This window comes from Moraxella sp. K23 (assembly GCF_041154765.1).
Lineage (GTDB): Bacteria > Pseudomonadota > Gammaproteobacteria > Pseudomonadales > Moraxellaceae > Faucicola > Faucicola tetraodonis.
In genome coordinates, this window is the sequence record NZ_AP031595.1 from 288,576 (window position 1) to 304,705 (window position 16,130).

15 protein-coding genes and 2 pseudogenes are annotated in these 16,130 nt (G+C 38.7%); 15 read left to right on the top strand and 2 right to left on the bottom strand.

Features of this window, described 5'->3' with window-relative positions:
- The first annotated feature begins 261 nt into the window (after positions 1–261).
- Positions 262–1,233: a RepB family plasmid replication initiator protein gene (locus ACAM37_RS01255; protein ID WP_128681817.1), complete on the top strand. Its 972-nt coding sequence runs from the start codon at positions 262–264 to the stop codon at positions 1,231–1,233.
- Positions 1,234–1,331: 98 nt separating this feature from the next.
- On the opposite strand, the gene ACAM37_RS01260 is transcribed toward ACAM37_RS01255, so the two are convergent.
- A complete protein-coding gene (locus ACAM37_RS01260; protein ID WP_095356848.1) occupies positions 1,332–1,547 on the bottom strand; it encodes a helix-turn-helix domain-containing protein in 216 nt (71 codons plus the stop codon).
- Between the two features lie 141 nt (positions 1,548–1,688).
- On the opposite strand from ACAM37_RS01260, the gene ACAM37_RS01265 reads away from it, so the two are divergent.
- The 7 genes from ACAM37_RS01265 to ACAM37_RS01295 all read left to right on the top strand — a co-directional run bounded on the left by ACAM37_RS01265 (position 1,689) and on the right by ACAM37_RS01295 (position 10,526).
- A complete protein-coding gene (locus tag ACAM37_RS01265) occupies positions 1,689–1,904 on the top strand; it encodes a hypothetical protein (RefSeq protein ID WP_095356849.1) in 216 nt (71 codons plus the stop codon).
- Between the two features lie 15 nt (positions 1,905–1,919).
- Positions 1,920–3,098, top strand: coding sequence for an Arm DNA-binding domain-containing protein (locus tag ACAM37_RS01270; protein WP_369626354.1), 1,179 nt, complete (start codon positions 1,920–1,922; stop codon positions 3,096–3,098).
- A gap of 2 nt (positions 3,099–3,100) precedes the next feature.
- The gene (locus ACAM37_RS01275; RefSeq protein ID WP_369626355.1) at positions 3,101–3,403 is read left to right on the top strand and encodes a hypothetical protein; all 303 of its coding nucleotides are present in this window, start codon (positions 3,101–3,103) and stop codon (positions 3,401–3,403) included.
- 1 nt (position 3,404) lies between these two features.
- Positions 3,405–3,779: a PHD finger domain-containing protein gene (locus ACAM37_RS01280; protein WP_369626356.1), complete on the top strand. Its 375-nt coding sequence runs from the start codon at positions 3,405–3,407 to the stop codon at positions 3,777–3,779.
- A gap of 254 nt (positions 3,780–4,033) precedes the next feature.
- Complete coding sequence (locus ACAM37_RS01285; protein WP_369626357.1) at positions 4,034–4,567, top strand: hypothetical protein; 534 nt, start codon at positions 4,034–4,036, stop codon at positions 4,565–4,567.
- Complete coding sequence (locus tag ACAM37_RS01290) at positions 4,557–7,142, top strand: site-specific integrase (RefSeq protein ID WP_369626358.1); 2,586 nt, start codon at positions 4,557–4,559, stop codon at positions 7,140–7,142. The genes ACAM37_RS01285 and ACAM37_RS01290 overlap by 11 nt, the downstream gene beginning before the upstream one ends.
- Before the next feature lie 6 nt (positions 7,143–7,148).
- A complete protein-coding gene (locus ACAM37_RS01295) occupies positions 7,149–10,526 on the top strand; it encodes a tyrosine-type recombinase/integrase (protein ID WP_369626359.1) in 3,378 nt (1,125 codons plus the stop codon).
- Here the strand turns inward: ACAM37_RS01295 and ACAM37_RS01300 are convergent.
- Positions 10,520–10,756 (bottom strand): WCX domain-containing protein, encoded by a 237-nt coding sequence (locus tag ACAM37_RS01300; RefSeq protein ID WP_095356856.1) that lies wholly within the window; start codon positions 10,754–10,756, stop codon positions 10,520–10,522. The genes ACAM37_RS01295 and ACAM37_RS01300 overlap by 7 nt on opposite strands.
- A 176-nt stretch (positions 10,757–10,932) precedes the next feature.
- On the opposite strand from ACAM37_RS01300, the gene ACAM37_RS01305 reads away from it, so the two are divergent.
- From ACAM37_RS01305 to ACAM37_RS01335, 7 genes and pseudogenes are all read left to right on the top strand, one after another.
- Complete coding sequence (locus ACAM37_RS01305; RefSeq protein ID WP_369626360.1) at positions 10,933–11,370, top strand: putative toxin-antitoxin system toxin component, PIN family; 438 nt, start codon at positions 10,933–10,935, stop codon at positions 11,368–11,370.
- Positions 11,351–11,605 carry a hypothetical protein gene (locus ACAM37_RS01310; RefSeq protein WP_076777017.1) on the top strand — a complete coding sequence of 85 codons (255 nt, stop codon included), beginning with the start codon at positions 11,351–11,353 and terminating at the stop codon, positions 11,603–11,605. Before ACAM37_RS01305 ends, ACAM37_RS01310 begins: the two co-directional genes overlap by 20 nt.
- A 27-nt stretch (positions 11,606–11,632) precedes the next feature.
- Positions 11,633–12,436 carry an NYN domain-containing protein gene (locus ACAM37_RS01315; RefSeq protein WP_095356859.1) on the top strand — a complete coding sequence of 268 codons (804 nt, stop codon included), beginning with the start codon at positions 11,633–11,635 and terminating at the stop codon, positions 12,434–12,436.
- 102 nt (positions 12,437–12,538) lie between these two features.
- Positions 12,539–12,697: pseudogene (locus ACAM37_RS01320) on the top strand (transposase); the annotation flags it as partial.
- Positions 12,698–12,731: 34 nt separating this feature from the next.
- Positions 12,732–13,223 carry a helix-turn-helix domain-containing protein gene (locus ACAM37_RS01325; RefSeq protein WP_095356860.1) on the top strand — a complete coding sequence of 164 codons (492 nt, stop codon included), beginning with the start codon at positions 12,732–12,734 and terminating at the stop codon, positions 13,221–13,223.
- 156 nt (positions 13,224–13,379) lie between these two features.
- Positions 13,380–14,876, top strand: a pseudogene (locus ACAM37_RS01330) (IS256 family transposase).
- A 168-nt stretch (positions 14,877–15,044) separates the two neighbouring features.
- On the top strand, positions 15,045–16,109 hold the full coding sequence (locus ACAM37_RS01335) for an IS701 family transposase (RefSeq protein ID WP_472826318.1): 1,065 nt from the start codon (positions 15,045–15,047) through the stop codon (positions 16,107–16,109).
- Positions 16,110–16,130 lie beyond the last annotated feature (21 nt).

The window sequence follows — 16,130 nt, forward strand, 5'->3', positions numbered from 1 at the left end:
TAATCTGTACAAGTTATTGGAATGAGTTGTACAGATTCTTACCCTTACCTGTACAGATTCCTACCTTTAATGTACAAATTCTTGGTTAAGACAAAATTTTCAACCATCATGGATTTTTGTTATGCTTCTGTAAGTCATGTACATTAAGGTACATTATATTTTGAGCGAAATTTTTAGCGTTTTTATAATTTAACCAATTTTATTGTGTTGAGTAAAAACGTGTCTGAGCTAAACTTTTATGGCAGAGGTAATAGCCAAATTATGATAACCAAATCCAATACTTTAATTGAGGCGGGTTATGATTTGACTTTTGCCGAACATGATTTGATGACGCTTGCAGTCAATAAACTGCACAAAGAAAAAACAGGTGGCAAACAGGTGATGATTAGTGCTAAAGAGTTTGCGGCGGCTAATAATGTGAGCGATAACTATGCGTACCAAACTCTCAAAGAAGCTGCGAATACCTTAGGCAATAAGAAACTTAAATTTACCCTATATCTTGACTTAACTCGTCACACTGAAAAAGAAGAAGATAAGCTAACTGTCATCAAGCCAAATCATTCTCATTTTACGACGTTACGAGCCGAATACAATTGGCTACAGGGAATTTCTTATCAAGACCAACTTGGCTATATTATTCTGCACTTTTCTGACCCATTAGCATTTTTGATTGAAAGAACCAATGAGGCTTACACAAAATATGATTATGTTAAAACCATTGAATTTACAGGCTGTAGCAGTAAACGTTTATATGAATTAGTGAAAAAATGGCAAGATATCAGAAAAGTCCCTGCCATGAGCGTGTTTGAATGGAAAGAATTTTTCGGTGTCGCAGACAAATACCCACAAATTTCAGAATTTAAGCGCCGTGTACTTGAACCTGCTATTGAACAAATCAATAAACAAGGCGAGTTCAAATTAACACTTAGAACCACAAAAACGGGACGGAGTATTAGCCACTTTGAAATCGCTATTAAGTCTGTCAAATCAAAATTTGAATCAGCGAATAGTGGTGCAACAGCTTCAATTCAGCAAATTAAAACGCTTACACCGATTCAAGCTAATAAATTTGCTAAACTACTAGCCAATGACAATAACTTTGGGGGTAAATTTGCTCGTTCAGGTGAATCTATGAATGAGTTTATCAATCGCTTATCTAATGAACTACAAAAAGATGCTAAAAAAATCGCTGATTACTTACCTTTCCTAAAAAAATGTGGCTTTAAGTTTTGACGCTCTAAATCTATCAGCCTCATTAGTAACTACCAAAAAAATAATAGCCTATTCATAGATTACTAAAAATAAATTCACTATCTGACTTATCCAAGAATTTAACTACCTGTTTTATTAGGTTCATATTGGAACAAATCTCCCACCTGCACATCAAGTGCTTCGCAGATTTTATCAATCGTTTCAAAATCAATTCGTGTGGTTTGATCGTTATAAATCTTGTGCATCGTTGATTTACTGATGTCTGTCATTCGAATTAAATCAGCTACTTTCAAACGTCTTTCTGCCAAAAGTACCGGTAAATTACTTTTTATCATATAAAAAACCTTAATTGATGTAAAAAGTACTTGTATTGACCTACATTTTGCATTAAAGTACTTCTATCGAACAACAAAATATTTTCATAAAACAATTTTGTTGTTCGATATATAATAAATTTCATTTCTTAAGAGGTTATTATGACACAAACATATCTGACAACAGAAGAGCTTTCTGAACGCATTAAGTACACGCCACGCACAATTCGTGTGACCCTTAAGGATAATGTGCTCATCGAAGGAGTGCATTATATTCGTCCATTTGGTGGTCGTAAAATCTTATATATATGGGAACAAATTGAAAAAGATATGCGTAATACCTTGTTGGGTACCATTAATGCAATGGCTTTACAATAAAACTGGAGAAAATACATGGCTTCAATTAGAAAGCGCTACGATAAACTTGTTGTTGATTTTCGCTTTTTGAATAAACGCTGTCGAGAAACAACCAACCTAATCGACACGCCCGAAAATCGAAAAAAACTGGAAAAAATCATCCAAAAAATGGAAGCAGAAATCACCCTCGGACTATTTGATTATCTCAAATACTTCCCAAAAAGTGAGAAAGGCATTGAACTGATGGCAGTCAAAGAGCGTGTGCAAAGTTTTCAATCTGACACACCCGTATTTAAAGACTTTGCTGAAACCTGGTTTGAAGAAAAGCAAATTGAATGGCGAGCAAGCTACATCGGCAAAATCAAAGATATTTTGGATAAGTATCTGGTGCCACATTTTGGCAAACGCAGTGTTATCGCTATCACAAGGGCAGATGTGTTAGCGTTCCGTACTTCTCTCGCCAAAGTGACCTACGGAACAGCTAACAAGCATCTGTCAGCAGCCAGAATTAATTCGATAATGACCACTTTGCGTATGATACTGCAAGAAGCGGCAAAACGCTATAAATTTGAAAATCCTTATGAGGATATCAAGGTTTTAAAACTTGATAAGCCTGATATTGAGCCATTCACCATTGAAGAGGTTTGGAAATTTATCAATGGCGTGCGTAAAGACTATAAAAACTATTACACCGTAAGGTTTTTCACCGGCATGCGAACCAGCGAAATTGATGGACTGACATGGGAGTATGTGGATTTTGACCGCCGTGAAATCCGTGTTCGCCAAGCCTTTGTCAAAGGCGTAATGGGTAAGCCCAAAACCCAGGAATCCAATCGCGATATCGCCATGTCACCGTGGGTTTATGAAGCGCTACAAGCGCAGTACAAAGTCACACATGGTCGCTCAAAATTCGTGTTTTGCAATCGAGAAGGAGAGCCACTCGATTATCACAATGTCAATCGTAAAGTGTGGCATCCCACGCTTCGACTGTTAGGGTTAAAAGCCCGTAATGCCTACCAAACCCGCCATACGGCTGCAACGCTATGGCTAGCCGCAGGAGAGGCGCCAGAATGGATCGCAAGGCAGATGGGTCACGCCAATACTACCATGTTGTTTAAGGTTTATAGTCGCTATGTACCGAATATGACACGCCGTGATGGCAGTGCCTTTGAAGCTTTAATCGCAAGTAGTCAAAATAAAGAGAAAGGAGAATAGTCGTGTTGGTTATTGATTATGAAAAATTGCTTCAAACCATTAAACCGCATAATAATTTGAATTTTGTCAGCCAAACTGCCTGTGATTTGGCAAGAAAGTTGATTACTGAGTATGGTATTGCTAATGACGATAAGCTGTCTGAATGGCTCAATGAACAAAAATACAAATCACATAAAGCGCTAATGGTTTGGGTACAGCAACAGTTGCCATTAATTGATAGTGATGAAACGGATTTTGAAAGATATCGTCAGCTTCGTCGACTATTTTACGCCAATTTTTCAGAGTTTATAGAAGAGGTGCATTAAAATGCGTGTACGATTACTGACAAATAATATGCTAAATGGCTATTCATTGAAAATGTGCCAGGATTATTGGCAACCTTTTAATTATCCAAACCAACATCCGTTTTCGCTTGAATGGCATATTAAACATATATGCCGGAATTATGATATCACTTCTGAAGAGCTTATTACGAGACTATCGATGGTAAAAGCCTACGATTCTTATATCCGCTGTGATACATGCGGGAAAATGTATGAGTTAAATAATCCTTGCAAATTGCCAAAGCAAGACGATTTTATGAGCTGGCAATGTGATGACTGCAAAATATTTAAGCAAAGAGGGGTGATTAATTTACACAGTTTTTTAGTAAATATAGAAGATGATGATTGTCCATTTTAACTATGCGCTACAAAAATACCGTCTAGTTTGGCGGTATTTTTTTGTTTGTTTAAAAATTAAGTTATTGTTTCAACTTTTTCAAGTGCTCCAAATGAAGTTTAATTTTTCAAAAAATCATTATAGCTTATCAATCAAATAGCGCAAAACAAAACGACATAAGATGTCGCAGCGAATACACCCACTTATTCCCAAAACCTTACATTTTGTTAGAATAAACTAAAATGTTGTTTAAAAATTTTTAATCTAACAAGACTATGACTATTAAATTATCAAATCCGACACTGATATACCTACAAAAACTAACTTCGAATCATGCAGACGAACTAAAGCAATGGTATGACATTCAACGCCAAATTTTTCAAACAATGGCAGAGACTCAATTAGAGCTAGAAATTAGTCGCGCCATTCACCAGCCAATATTTTTACAAAAATCGGCGGAGCAAAATCTTTTTTTGAATAACTTCACTGTCTTATTCGCTATTTTGAACAATAACTTTGCTAGCTCGCAGCTGGTTCGTCCATTAACTGTTTTAACTCTTGATGATGAGCAGCTAGATGCAGGGATGATCTTTTTTGAAACCATCGAACTTATCGCTCGGCAGAAAAAATTGCTCAATGTTGATGATGAACTTGAACGACTTAGACGGCAGATTGCATCTCTATTAACCAAAGAACAGTGGCAATCAATTATTGGTCATCCTAAGCTTACCCAAAACAAATTTTATCCGCTGTTAGGTATGTCAATTGCCACCGCTTATAACGGCAAGGAAAAAAGTGATGCCAAATAATGATGATATCACAACCTCAATTGGCATCGGAGCTAACCCCAACAATGCTATCGAAAACCAAGACGGTTTGATAGCTATCAAGGCTGACCAAATCATCACAGCAATTGAAATGCTGTTTAGCGAAGAAAAATCAATTAATAAAAGTAATCATTTTCCAGATGACGATATCCTTGCTAATTTGCAGTCTAGTTTGGTTAAATTGGTTATTGAGCTAAACAATTATGTCACCATTGAACACATTGATCTATCAAAGCTTATTGATGAGCCATTACTATCAGAGTTGCCTGTGTTTCAGTCAACCTTTGAAGGCTTTCAAAAGAAACAACTAGATGCTTATCCGCCTTTATTACAACTGATAGTTTTGCTGCACTATTTGGGATTGGGAGAAACAACCGAAAAAAATCAGCTAAAAAAACAATGGTTGCTACTGATTTTGCTTATTGCTGTTCGGCTCAAAATTGTAGGTTTGAAGAGTTATTATAAAACCATTATTTTGCGTATCAAATTGGCGATTTTCTCCAACTCACCGAATTATCAGTGGATTTGGCAGGTACTACAATCCGAACCTCTGGATAAAATTGACTTTGAGAATACAAGCTCCGCCATTGAGGAATTCACTTCACGACTAAAGCAAACAGCTGATAACTATCTTCATCAAATGTTAATTCTCAACGATGCTAAAGTTGGAGAAAAACGTTCTCGTCAATTGCATTACATTGCCAAAGCCACTCAATTAAGCTTTTATAAGGGTAAAAGGCAAAGAGCTAAAATTGAGCGTGATGATGAGCAACATGAGCAAAATCAGCAGCAAGCCATCAAAGAATTTCAAGCACTCAGAGATAGAAACAGCACGCCGTCACAATCTGCTCAAGTAGTCGTAGAACCTATTTTTCAACTACCTTTGAGCTATGATTATCGTTGGGATAAGCCACCATTTGACCGAGATTTAGAAAACACTACCCCTGATATACAGACACAATTTTTACTACCTAACATTGACAGTAATGCCCAAACCAATATTACATTTGAAGAAGCTGTCGAAAATGCTCAGCAATTTTTAACTTATCAAGATCGTCCTAGTGTCAGTATTGCTCATAATCCGCCACTGCAATCGGTTGAGTTGACTTTACAGCAACTGTATATTTCTCGGCGAGATTTTCGTTTTAATACGGACACACATGCTTTATCACAGTGGGGATATCAAGTCTTGTTTAACCGTCTTGCTTTTGATGCGTTAGTTAGTCAAGCAAGTGAATTGTCAGTGGCTCATAAAAATGCTGCTAAATTGCTACTACTGAGTTTTATTACGGCAATGCCTATTAAAACCTTGATTCAGCCGTTATTTATAGCGACCAGTTCATTATTTACCATCCAGAAAACCCAAGTGACACTTAGCTACCATCTAGGTATTACGCCCAGAAAAATTGAACAATCTCATCTGGAATTTGAAAATAACAGCGATAAAGTCAGTTTGCCATTGCCTGTCGCATTGGTACATCATTTAGCCAATTCTGACAACTTGCCAAATATCGAAGCGGATATTAACCAAAACAAAATTAATGAAATTGCTGACTATTTAAAAGTGTTACGGGAATCACTCGAACTGCCGTACTTATCCATTAACCGCATTGAGATGGCACTGGCGACCCTATTGACAAGGTATTTGGCTGGTAGTCATGGACATATTGCCGAACTAGTTTGCCGTATGCCTGCCCCTAACGCACCTGCTATGTACTATAGTAGTCATGCTAACAGTGAAATCGTCAAACACTACATTAAAGCACTACAGCAGCTTAATACGCAGAATCATTTAGTGTTTGACTATTCTAATCGGCGAACCGATGCAAATGTCGGTTCAGCATTTGCATTAACGTTAGACAGCGTGAAATCATTGCTTGAAGAAGTACAAAATTGGATTGCTAGTACCAATGATTTTGAGCCACTATTTAATCGATTAAGCTGCTATGTCTGGCTGGTGTTTTGTGTATTGACAGGCATTCGTCCTAACAATGCACTGGGTGCGGTGAGAGATATCGATTTGGAAGTTGGCTGGATAATGGTAAAAGATAAACCCAATAAGAAAGTGCAAAATCACCGCTTGATACCTTTATGCGACACGCTAATTAACCATTTGGTCATCTACCAAAAAATCCTTGCTATTTTACGCACCCAATCCCTTGATAACCCTGCTATCACAGCAAGATTACATCGAGTCACGTTTGACGATGCCGATATTACCTTGCTCAATTTACTCTCCGAAAAATTTGATAAATTACACGCCATCAAACGGGGCGATATGAATGCATTTTTACAGGATTTTATTAAGCTTGATGTTTACTGGACACGGCATTTTGTTCGCACCCAATTAGAAAAACGGCAAGTGCCGATACATCTGATAAACACCGTGATAGGGCATGAGAAAAACCAACAAGAAGCCCTTGGTAAATTTTCTTCAACCTCAAAAAAACAAGTCCATGATGTTCGCCATACCTTTGAACATATCGCTACAGACTTGGCATTAGATAACAGTATTCACTTTCTTGAACAGCAACTTCATCAATTAAAAGAAAAATAACTTACCATGATTTTAAAATTTCCCAAGCAATTTATTGCTGATTTTACGCCCATCCGTCATAGCGATAAAGCCTTTAGTAAAGCGATAGCAAGTAAAGCCTCGAATAATGCTTTAAGCTATTTTGCCATTCGGCAACATAGAAAATCAGTGTTATCTCTCAAACTCTCATCGCTATGGCGACAACAACAGCGAGATAACACAGGACATCGAAAATGGGCCAAGGCAGATAAATACGTCAATCGTTTTTTTGCCAAACAAATTTTTTATCCTTGTCCTAATCCATGCTTTGCTACCTATCATTCACTTAATCAACAGTTTAGCAAAGATTTTACCCGCTTATGGCGTATCGCTATTCCTATCTCAAAATTAGGCTTTGAGCAATTCTTACTGTCTGCGCAAGGCTTTATCAATCAGTATTACAATGATAATAAAAAAACTTATCTGTCGGCACATCGCCATTTAACCCAGTTTATCACTTATCAAAATACCCAGATTATTGAAGAATATCATTATCGGGTGCCATCGCCACCGATTGATGTTGAGCCCAAGGAAAATCCCCTTAGCTATACTGATAGTTATGTCACCAATGGCAAGAAGCTGCGCAAAATCATTAAAGCTGTCCATCACCATTGGCAGACACATGATGATTTTTCTATAGAAGAAAGCTTAAGTTGGCTGATTTTTAGTGGCATTATCTACGGCGGCATTAATGATGCCACGCTGCTGCAAGCTTGGCTGACTAGCTTGCTAAAAGCTTGTCAAAAGATTGATGATTTCTTAGTGTTTGATGATTATCGATTGTTATTGAGCATACGTTACCCTTCAAAACACTACGGTAATGAATTTGAGAATGAAACGCTGTTTAATACCCAGCAAATTTTGCTTGATGCGATGAGTCTGTGTTGGCTATATCGTTATAAACAAAGTGGTCAGACATATCCTAAAGCCATTAATGTCAACGCGTTGTTATTAATAGGTCTTACGCCTATCACCAATCAATTAGGTCTTAAAAAAATCACGCCTAGTTGGCTCTTAAAAAATGCCTGTTATCACTGGGAAATGCTTGACGGCGTTGATATTGACCAAGCCTTGGTGGGTGTTATGCAAGGAAGACATCGTACCACGGGACTGATAAAGGCCGATTTTGAAAACTTGTTATCTGCTAATGCAACGTCAAAAAAATTGGATGCCAATTACGATTTGATGACACTAGCCAAGCTTGATATTCAAAGCACAAAGCCGCTTGATGCTACAAAAGCAAGCTATAAAGAAAAGGTGAGACGATCAGACTTGGTCAAAGATATTCACAATATTTTCGATAAAGTTATGGATAAAAAATATCGTCCCCAGTTTATCGAAATACTCAATAAAAAACCAACAAAAGACGAATATATTTTATACCGCTTACAATCACTGCATCATATTGGCATCAGTTTAAGTGAACGAATTTTGATCGCGTGGATTGCTGATTTTGTAAAGCGGCAATCTGCCAATTATCAGTCGATTTTGCAATACCTAAGCACCATCGGCTATGAATGGATTTATTTTACCAATTTTCAGCCTATTGATAGTTGGACGGATGAAGACTTTACTGAAATGTATGATGAAATGCTCGATTATAAAAAAAGTATATTAGGTAACCAAGATATCACCTATGCTGCTCGGCGATTACAGAGCTTACATAACTTCGCTGAAACAAATTTTGGGCTCACAAAAGTTACTATCGAACAAGCAGAGAGTAAGCTAAAGGTAAGAGCTCAACTGCTCTCAGTTCACCAGTATTTGGCTTTCTTAGAGCAATTGACCCTGAATACCCAAGGACTTGATGGGATGATGGTTCGGGTGTTTTATATTCTCGCTTTCAGAACAGGTATGCGAAAAAAGGAACTGCTTGGGCTAAAATTCTCAGATATAGAACTGTTATCTTCGCCGCATCCTTCGTTGCTGATTCGTCCTAATGAACATCGCTCCATCAAGACCGAAGGTTCAATTCGGCGGGTGCCGATTTTTGCGGTTTTGACCCAAGAGGAACTCAATTTTGTGAGTGATTTTTTTAAGCTGAGTAAACCCGATAAATTGAATCAGTTAATTTTTGTTTTTGCTGATAGCATGCAAGGCATTGGCGATTCTTTACCCAACAATCTGCTAGAGCAAGTGTTGGCAGACATTGGAGCAACGCAAGAAATTACGCTTCACGGATTACGACATTGCACCGCCACCAATTTGGCATTATCACTTAATGCCACCCCAACGCTCGCTAGATTATTAACGCAGCAGACAGATGAACAACGACAACGTCTGCATAGCGAATTATTAGGTGTACATGATGCTCAAGACAAGTGGCACGCGATTGCCAGTTTTGTTGGGCATATCAGCCCACAACGCACTTTTCAGTATTATATTCATACGGCTATGTTGATGGCGACAGATAAAATCACGCAAGCAGATATTATAATTCCTTTAGCCACTTTCAAAAATATCACAGGTTTTGATAGGCGTAAACTGGGCAAAAATGGCTATCAATTTGAGGGTGATAGTGTGAATTTAAAAACTCTGCAACCTTTGCTCAATCGTTTAATATTGGACAAGCGAAAAGCTGTCAAAGATAGTTGGCAGCGAGTAGGGGAGCAACAACCGTTGCCCATGTTGGGTTCAATGTTTGATGAAAAAGACGATCGCGCGAATCAAAACTTTTTGACCTTTGCTTTTCATCGATATAGCGTCAATCAGGTATTAACTTTACTTGCTAAAGCCGATGTGATTTATAATCAAGATTTGGATGCAAACTTTAGCCAAATTATCCAGCAAAGTTCCATTGATGATGATATTGCTCAACATTTAATTGATAGGGCAAAAATAATAGCAAATTTAAAAACAAGAAAAAAACAACCGCGTTTTACCATTGAGCCAAACCAATTATCACCAATAGCGGTTTTTCACGATGATGAAAAAAAGTTACGTCAAGCGCTGATGCTAAATTTGCGTCAATTGGTTACCCAGAAGAATTTAGGCTATCAAAAGTTACTGGCGGTGGGAATTCAAAAACTTAGTACCAGGCAGCCTGCCTTACCACTGTCTTATGCAGAATTGGTTGAATTTTTACCCATTGCCCTATCCTTACTGCCCGCTGATAAGTGGCTTATCAAGTATCAAAAATCTGATAGTATGATTTATAGTAAGTTAACCACGCTACTTCAGAGCTATCACGAGCAAAATGAAGAACCTAAATTCCATCTTGTTCCAAGTAAAACATCTTTTGATTATGAAATCGGGATTGCCCATAAGCAATCCGTTGGCAATAATTCGACTTGGCAGTTTTCTTCATTGTTGCGGTTTATCGTGCATTACCTGTTTTTGTTTAGTACGGACACTAACACTCATTGATAATAAGCCAACGCATTTTTAAGCCTTTCGATAACATTTTCCCGTAGTGGTTTTGGCTCAAGCACTTCTGACATATGCGACATACTTACTAGCCAGTCTTCAAGCCGTAGGGTATTCATAACCGTTGCAGTTAACAATAGATTGTTAGTATCAGCCTTTTGCTCTTTAATAGCTTCAACAGCGACTTTACTTTTAAATTCAGCATTGTGACGCTTACGAACTTTTGTCATTATATAGACCTCTTTGCTTAAGGGCTATTCTATCTTATTTGCTACAATTTTTTGGTCCAGTTTTCTGGGAGTATTATAAAGGGGTAGAAAGCCATTTTTATAGTCAATGTTTGTGCACTATCATTCAGCCTATAAATCTATTATAATCAATGCTATCACATACGATAGCATTTTTTATGAATATTATTTTAGATACTAACATCCTTGTTGGTGCTTGCCTCGGCTCACGCTATGACAACTTGGTCATTCGAGGCTGTTTAACAGGGGATTTTAAACCGTTAGTTAGCCATGCACTTTTATTTGAGTATGAAGATTTGATAGGTCGAGAATCTGTATTTGACCATCCCGTTGCGCTAAACTTTGAAGAGAGAGAAATACTATTTAATGCGTTATATTCAGTGTGTCGGTTAATTGATGTCAGCTATCTATGGCGACCAAATTTAAAGGATGAAGGCGATAATTTTATTGTGGAATTAGCGGTTGCTGGAAATGCTCATTATATCGTGACCAAGAATTTAAAAGACTTTCGTCAAAGCGAACTTGTATTTGATAGCTTTAAAGTAATTACCCCTAAACAATTATTGGAGAACCCAGATGTCCGTTATCACACTTAGAGTCACTGATGATAAACATGAACGCATCAAAAACCTTGCGGTATCTCGCGGGGTGAGTGTTAATAAATTAATCGATGAAGCCATGACGTTGATGATTGCCAAATACGATATTGAAACCCGATTTAAAGCCCGAGCCGCTAAAGGTGATATCAATGCAGGTATTGCACTGTTGGATAAAGTCCTAGAAAAACGAGAAGCTTATGATAAAGCGCTAGACGATGCTTTAACCAAATAATCGCTCACAGGCTAAGGGCAGCAAATTATGGCAACCGTCAAAACCACTTTAAACGTTGTTGAAGAAAACACCAATCGCCTTGCCGTGCTTATTGATGATGACAATGTGGCTGCTAAAGACATCAAGGCCATTTTGGAAGAAGTCACTAAGTATGGTGAAGCCACGGTTAAACGTATCTACGGTAACTTTGTTTCTAAAAATGGCCAGTGGAAAGAAACGATTAATGCCCATGCAATTAAGCCGATGCAGCAATTTGCCTTTACCACGGGTAAAAATGCCACAGATGGGTTCATGATTATTGATGCGATGGACCTACTGTATACAGGGCGTTTCGATGGTTTTTGCTTGGTATCCAGTGATAGTGACTTTACCGCATTAGCCATAAGGCTCAAAGAGCAAGGGGCAATTGTCTATGGTTTTGGTAAAATGCAAACCCCAGAAGCCTTTCGCAATGCCTGCACTCGCTTTATCTACATTGAAAACCTACAAAGCTTAGAAAGTCAAGAACCAAACATTAAGGCTGAACAATCTACAAAGCCAAATGAAAAGGCTTTACCAGCTACAGAGCAAGTTGCTCCCACCTTAGATATTCAACTACCCAAAGATACCATTAAAAAAATATTTGAAGACAGTGAAAGCGAATGGATATCCGCAGGGCTACTGGGTCAAAAATGGCGATTACTGCAAACTGATTTTGACCCAAGAACCTATGGTTGTAAAAAATTAACGGACTTGGTGAAAAAGTATACTGATTTATTTAAATTTGAGATGAGAGAAAACCCAGAAACAGGGCATAGCAATATGTACGTCAAGCTAAAAAACAGCAAATGATGAATTTTATAACAGTATTTTACTTCAGTACTAGGAGTGATGTATGCTGAAAAAAACGGAGAAAAATATTTGGTAAACTAACAACCTAAACAGGAGTTTACCATGACCAGGAAAAGAGTAGAATACAGCGACACTTTCAAAGCCGAAGCCATCGCCAAAATCAAAGAAAATCAAAACAATATCAGCCAAACCGCCAAAGAACTCGGCATACCTATGAATACATTAGCGAACTGGCACAGAAAAGCTGAAAGCGGTGTACTTATACCAAACCCATAAAATATAGTATTATAGCTATATGAAAGAATCAAACCCAAAACACAGCCTAGATGATTATGACTTTGGCGAACTGGCCAAAACTGAAAGTAACGCCAGAGCCAGAACACGTCTTTACATCCTTTACCAATATCGCATTGGCAAACACAGCTTTGAGATTGCAGAAAACCTCAACATCAACATTGAGACTGCACGACGTACTCGTAGACGCTACCAAGCATCAGGGCTTGATAGCCTCTATGACAAACCAAGAAGCGGCAGAAACAGCAAATTGGCTCCCGAGTACATAGAAAGCTTTAAACAACTGATTGTCGACAGCCAAGCAAAACGGGGTGGCGGCAGACTGACAGGACAAGACATCCAAAAGCTTGCTCACGAGCATTTCCAAGCAAGCTATAGCGTCAATGGCATCTACGAACTACTAGCTCGAATTGGTATGAGTTGGATAAGTGCCAGAAGTAAGCACCCGCAGGCTGACATTAACGCCCAAGAAGCCTTTAAAAAAACTTCATAGAGCAGGTAACTGCCATACTGCCCGAAGATACTAAGCTAAGCGATGTTGACATCTGGTATTGATGATTGAAGGATTTTTTGAATAGCCATATCCGAGACTGTAAAATATTCTGTGTAAACCTCATTATAAAACATAAGTTTACACAGGAAAATATCAATGAAAGAACGGGCAGAAGTTTTACTTGACGAACTATTAAAAGACTACCAAACCCCCGAACAAATCTTGGGTGAAAACGGTATCTTAAAACAACTCACCAAACGACTCGCTGAACGGGCACTGCAAGCCGAAATGACCCATCATCTCGGCTACGCCAAACACGACTACCAAAGCAAAGCTAATAAAGAAACGCTTGATAACTTCATCAATCACAACACCGATGATGATTTACTTGAAGAACTGCCATCAACTGAAGAAGAAACTATCCAGCCTAGTACCCTAAGCGGAGAAACCGTATCACTTGCAGGCAAACCCGCTCGTAAAAAAAGCAATGCCCGTAACGGCACCACTAAAAAAACCGTCCGTACTGACTTTGGTAAAATACAACTTGACGTACCAAGGGATCGAGCAGGCAGCTTCGAGCCTGAACGAGGGAATAGCGAAGCATCGCTTCGCCCGAGTGCAAGACGAAGGCTATGCCTGAGTAATTGTTAAAAAGCATGAACGCACGTTAAACGGCTTTGACGACAAAGTAATATCTCTATACTCTCGGGGCATGAGCACCCGTGACATTCAAGCTCACTTAAAAGAAATCTATGGCGTTGACGTTTCATCTACCTTTATCTCCACCGTCACCGACAGCGTACTGGATGAAGTCAAACAATGGCAACAGCGTCCACTTGAACCAATTTACCCTGTCGTCTATCTTGACGGGTTGGTGGTCAAAAACCGAGAAGAAGGCATTGCTCATAATAAATGTGTTTACCTTGCGCTTGGCATTAATACTGAAGGGCGTAAAGATGAGGAACGATTATAGTTCCGCAAGGGTCTTTGGATTGCCAAGAATCACTCGAGCACAGCTCTCGCCTTGCACTCGGGCGAAGCGATGCTTCGCTATTTCCTCGTTCAGGGGCCAAGTTCTGGGTTTTAGTAATGAACGAGCTTAAAAATCGGGGTGTCCAAGATATTTTTATCGCTTGCTGCGATGGGCTAAAGGGCTTTCCTGAGGCGATTGAAACGGTATTTCCTAAAACCAAGGTTCAACTGTGTATTGTCCACCAAGTTAGAAACTCATTGAAGTATGTCAGCTATAAACAAAGAAAAGAAATAGCCACTGATTTAAAAACCATCTATGGGGCGGATACCCTTGCTGAAGCAGAAGATAATCTGCTTGCCTTTGCCGAAAAATGAGACGGCGAACATCCACAGATATCCAAGTCCTGGCAAGAAAACTGGGGGCGATTAACCACGTTCTTTGATTATCCCAAAGACATCAGACGGGTGATTTATACCACCAATACCATTGAATCGTTGAATGCCAGTTTAAGAAAGGTGACGAGCACCAAAAAGACTTTCCCAAATGATGATGCGGTATTTAAGGCGATTTATATGGCGCTTATCAATACGATGCAGAAATGGACGATGCCGATTAAAGATTGGAAACCTGCAATGAGACAGTTTGTGATGTTATACGGTCATCGGGTGGAGGGGTATTAATGTAGATTATTGTTTATTAAATTTAGATGTGATATTTTAGGTTATTTTTTAGGTTTACACAAAAAAATTTGCAATCTCCTTAGAGTATGAGATATTAATCACTGAAGTTACGCAGCCCTTTAAAAAAGCGCTATCATAACAAAAAAAGCAGTCAGCGAGAGTAAACAAATGAACAAAGACATGATAGAACTCTACAGCGACTACCTCATTGCAAGTTTTGGGCAAACCACCGCCACAGGACTTGCCAATCTACTACAAGGGAGCATCTACCATGACAGCATCACCCGCTTTCTAAACAGTGAAACACTCGCCGCCAAAGAACAATGGCAACTGATTAAACCCATGCTAAGACAGCATGAAAATGCCACACCCAATGCCATCGGCTATCTCATCTTTGATGACACCATACAGCCCAAACCGCACACAAGCGTCGACGACATCAACTGCTGGTACTACGACCACACTCAAAACAAAAATGTTAAAGGCATTAACCTGCTTAAATGTCTGTATCATCGCAAAGATATCGACATACCCTTAAGCTTTGACATCATCACCAAACCCAATGTCTTTACCGATGACAAAGGCAAGGTTAAACGTAAAAGTGATAAAACCAAAAATCAGCGACTGCTTGATATGTTTGATAGGGCAATCAAAAACCAAGTCAAATTCGACTATGTATTAGCTGATTCTTGGTTTTCAGCCAAAGCGACATTCAAACATATTCGTAAAGCTAACAAGCATTTCATCTTTGCGTTAAAGTCAAATCGCTTGGTGGCTTTAACCCCGGATGATAGAGAAAAAGGTAACTTTGTACGTATTGATGAATCTAATCTACCCGATAATACCCCTGTTCGCGGCTTTTTAAATGACTATCATGATGAAGTCTTGTTATTACGCCGAGTCTTTACAAACAAGGACGATTCTACAGGGGTGTTATATCTGGTATGCTCAGATTTGCAATGCGACAAGGATAAATTTATCAACGGCTATCAAAAACGATGGCAGGTTGAAGTGTATCATAAGTCGTTAAAGCAAAATGCCAATTTGGGTAAGTCGCCTGCTCATAGCCAAAGGGCTCGGTTTAATCATATGTTTTTAGCCACGTATGCGGTGTTTAAGCTTGAGTGTTTGAAAATCAAAACCAAGTTAAATCACTTTGCTTTGCGTTTGAAGTTACTCGTATCCGCTAATCAGTCGGCTTTTGCCCAGCTTAAGGCTATTAGCGGTGCGTAACTTCAGTTAATCACATTATTT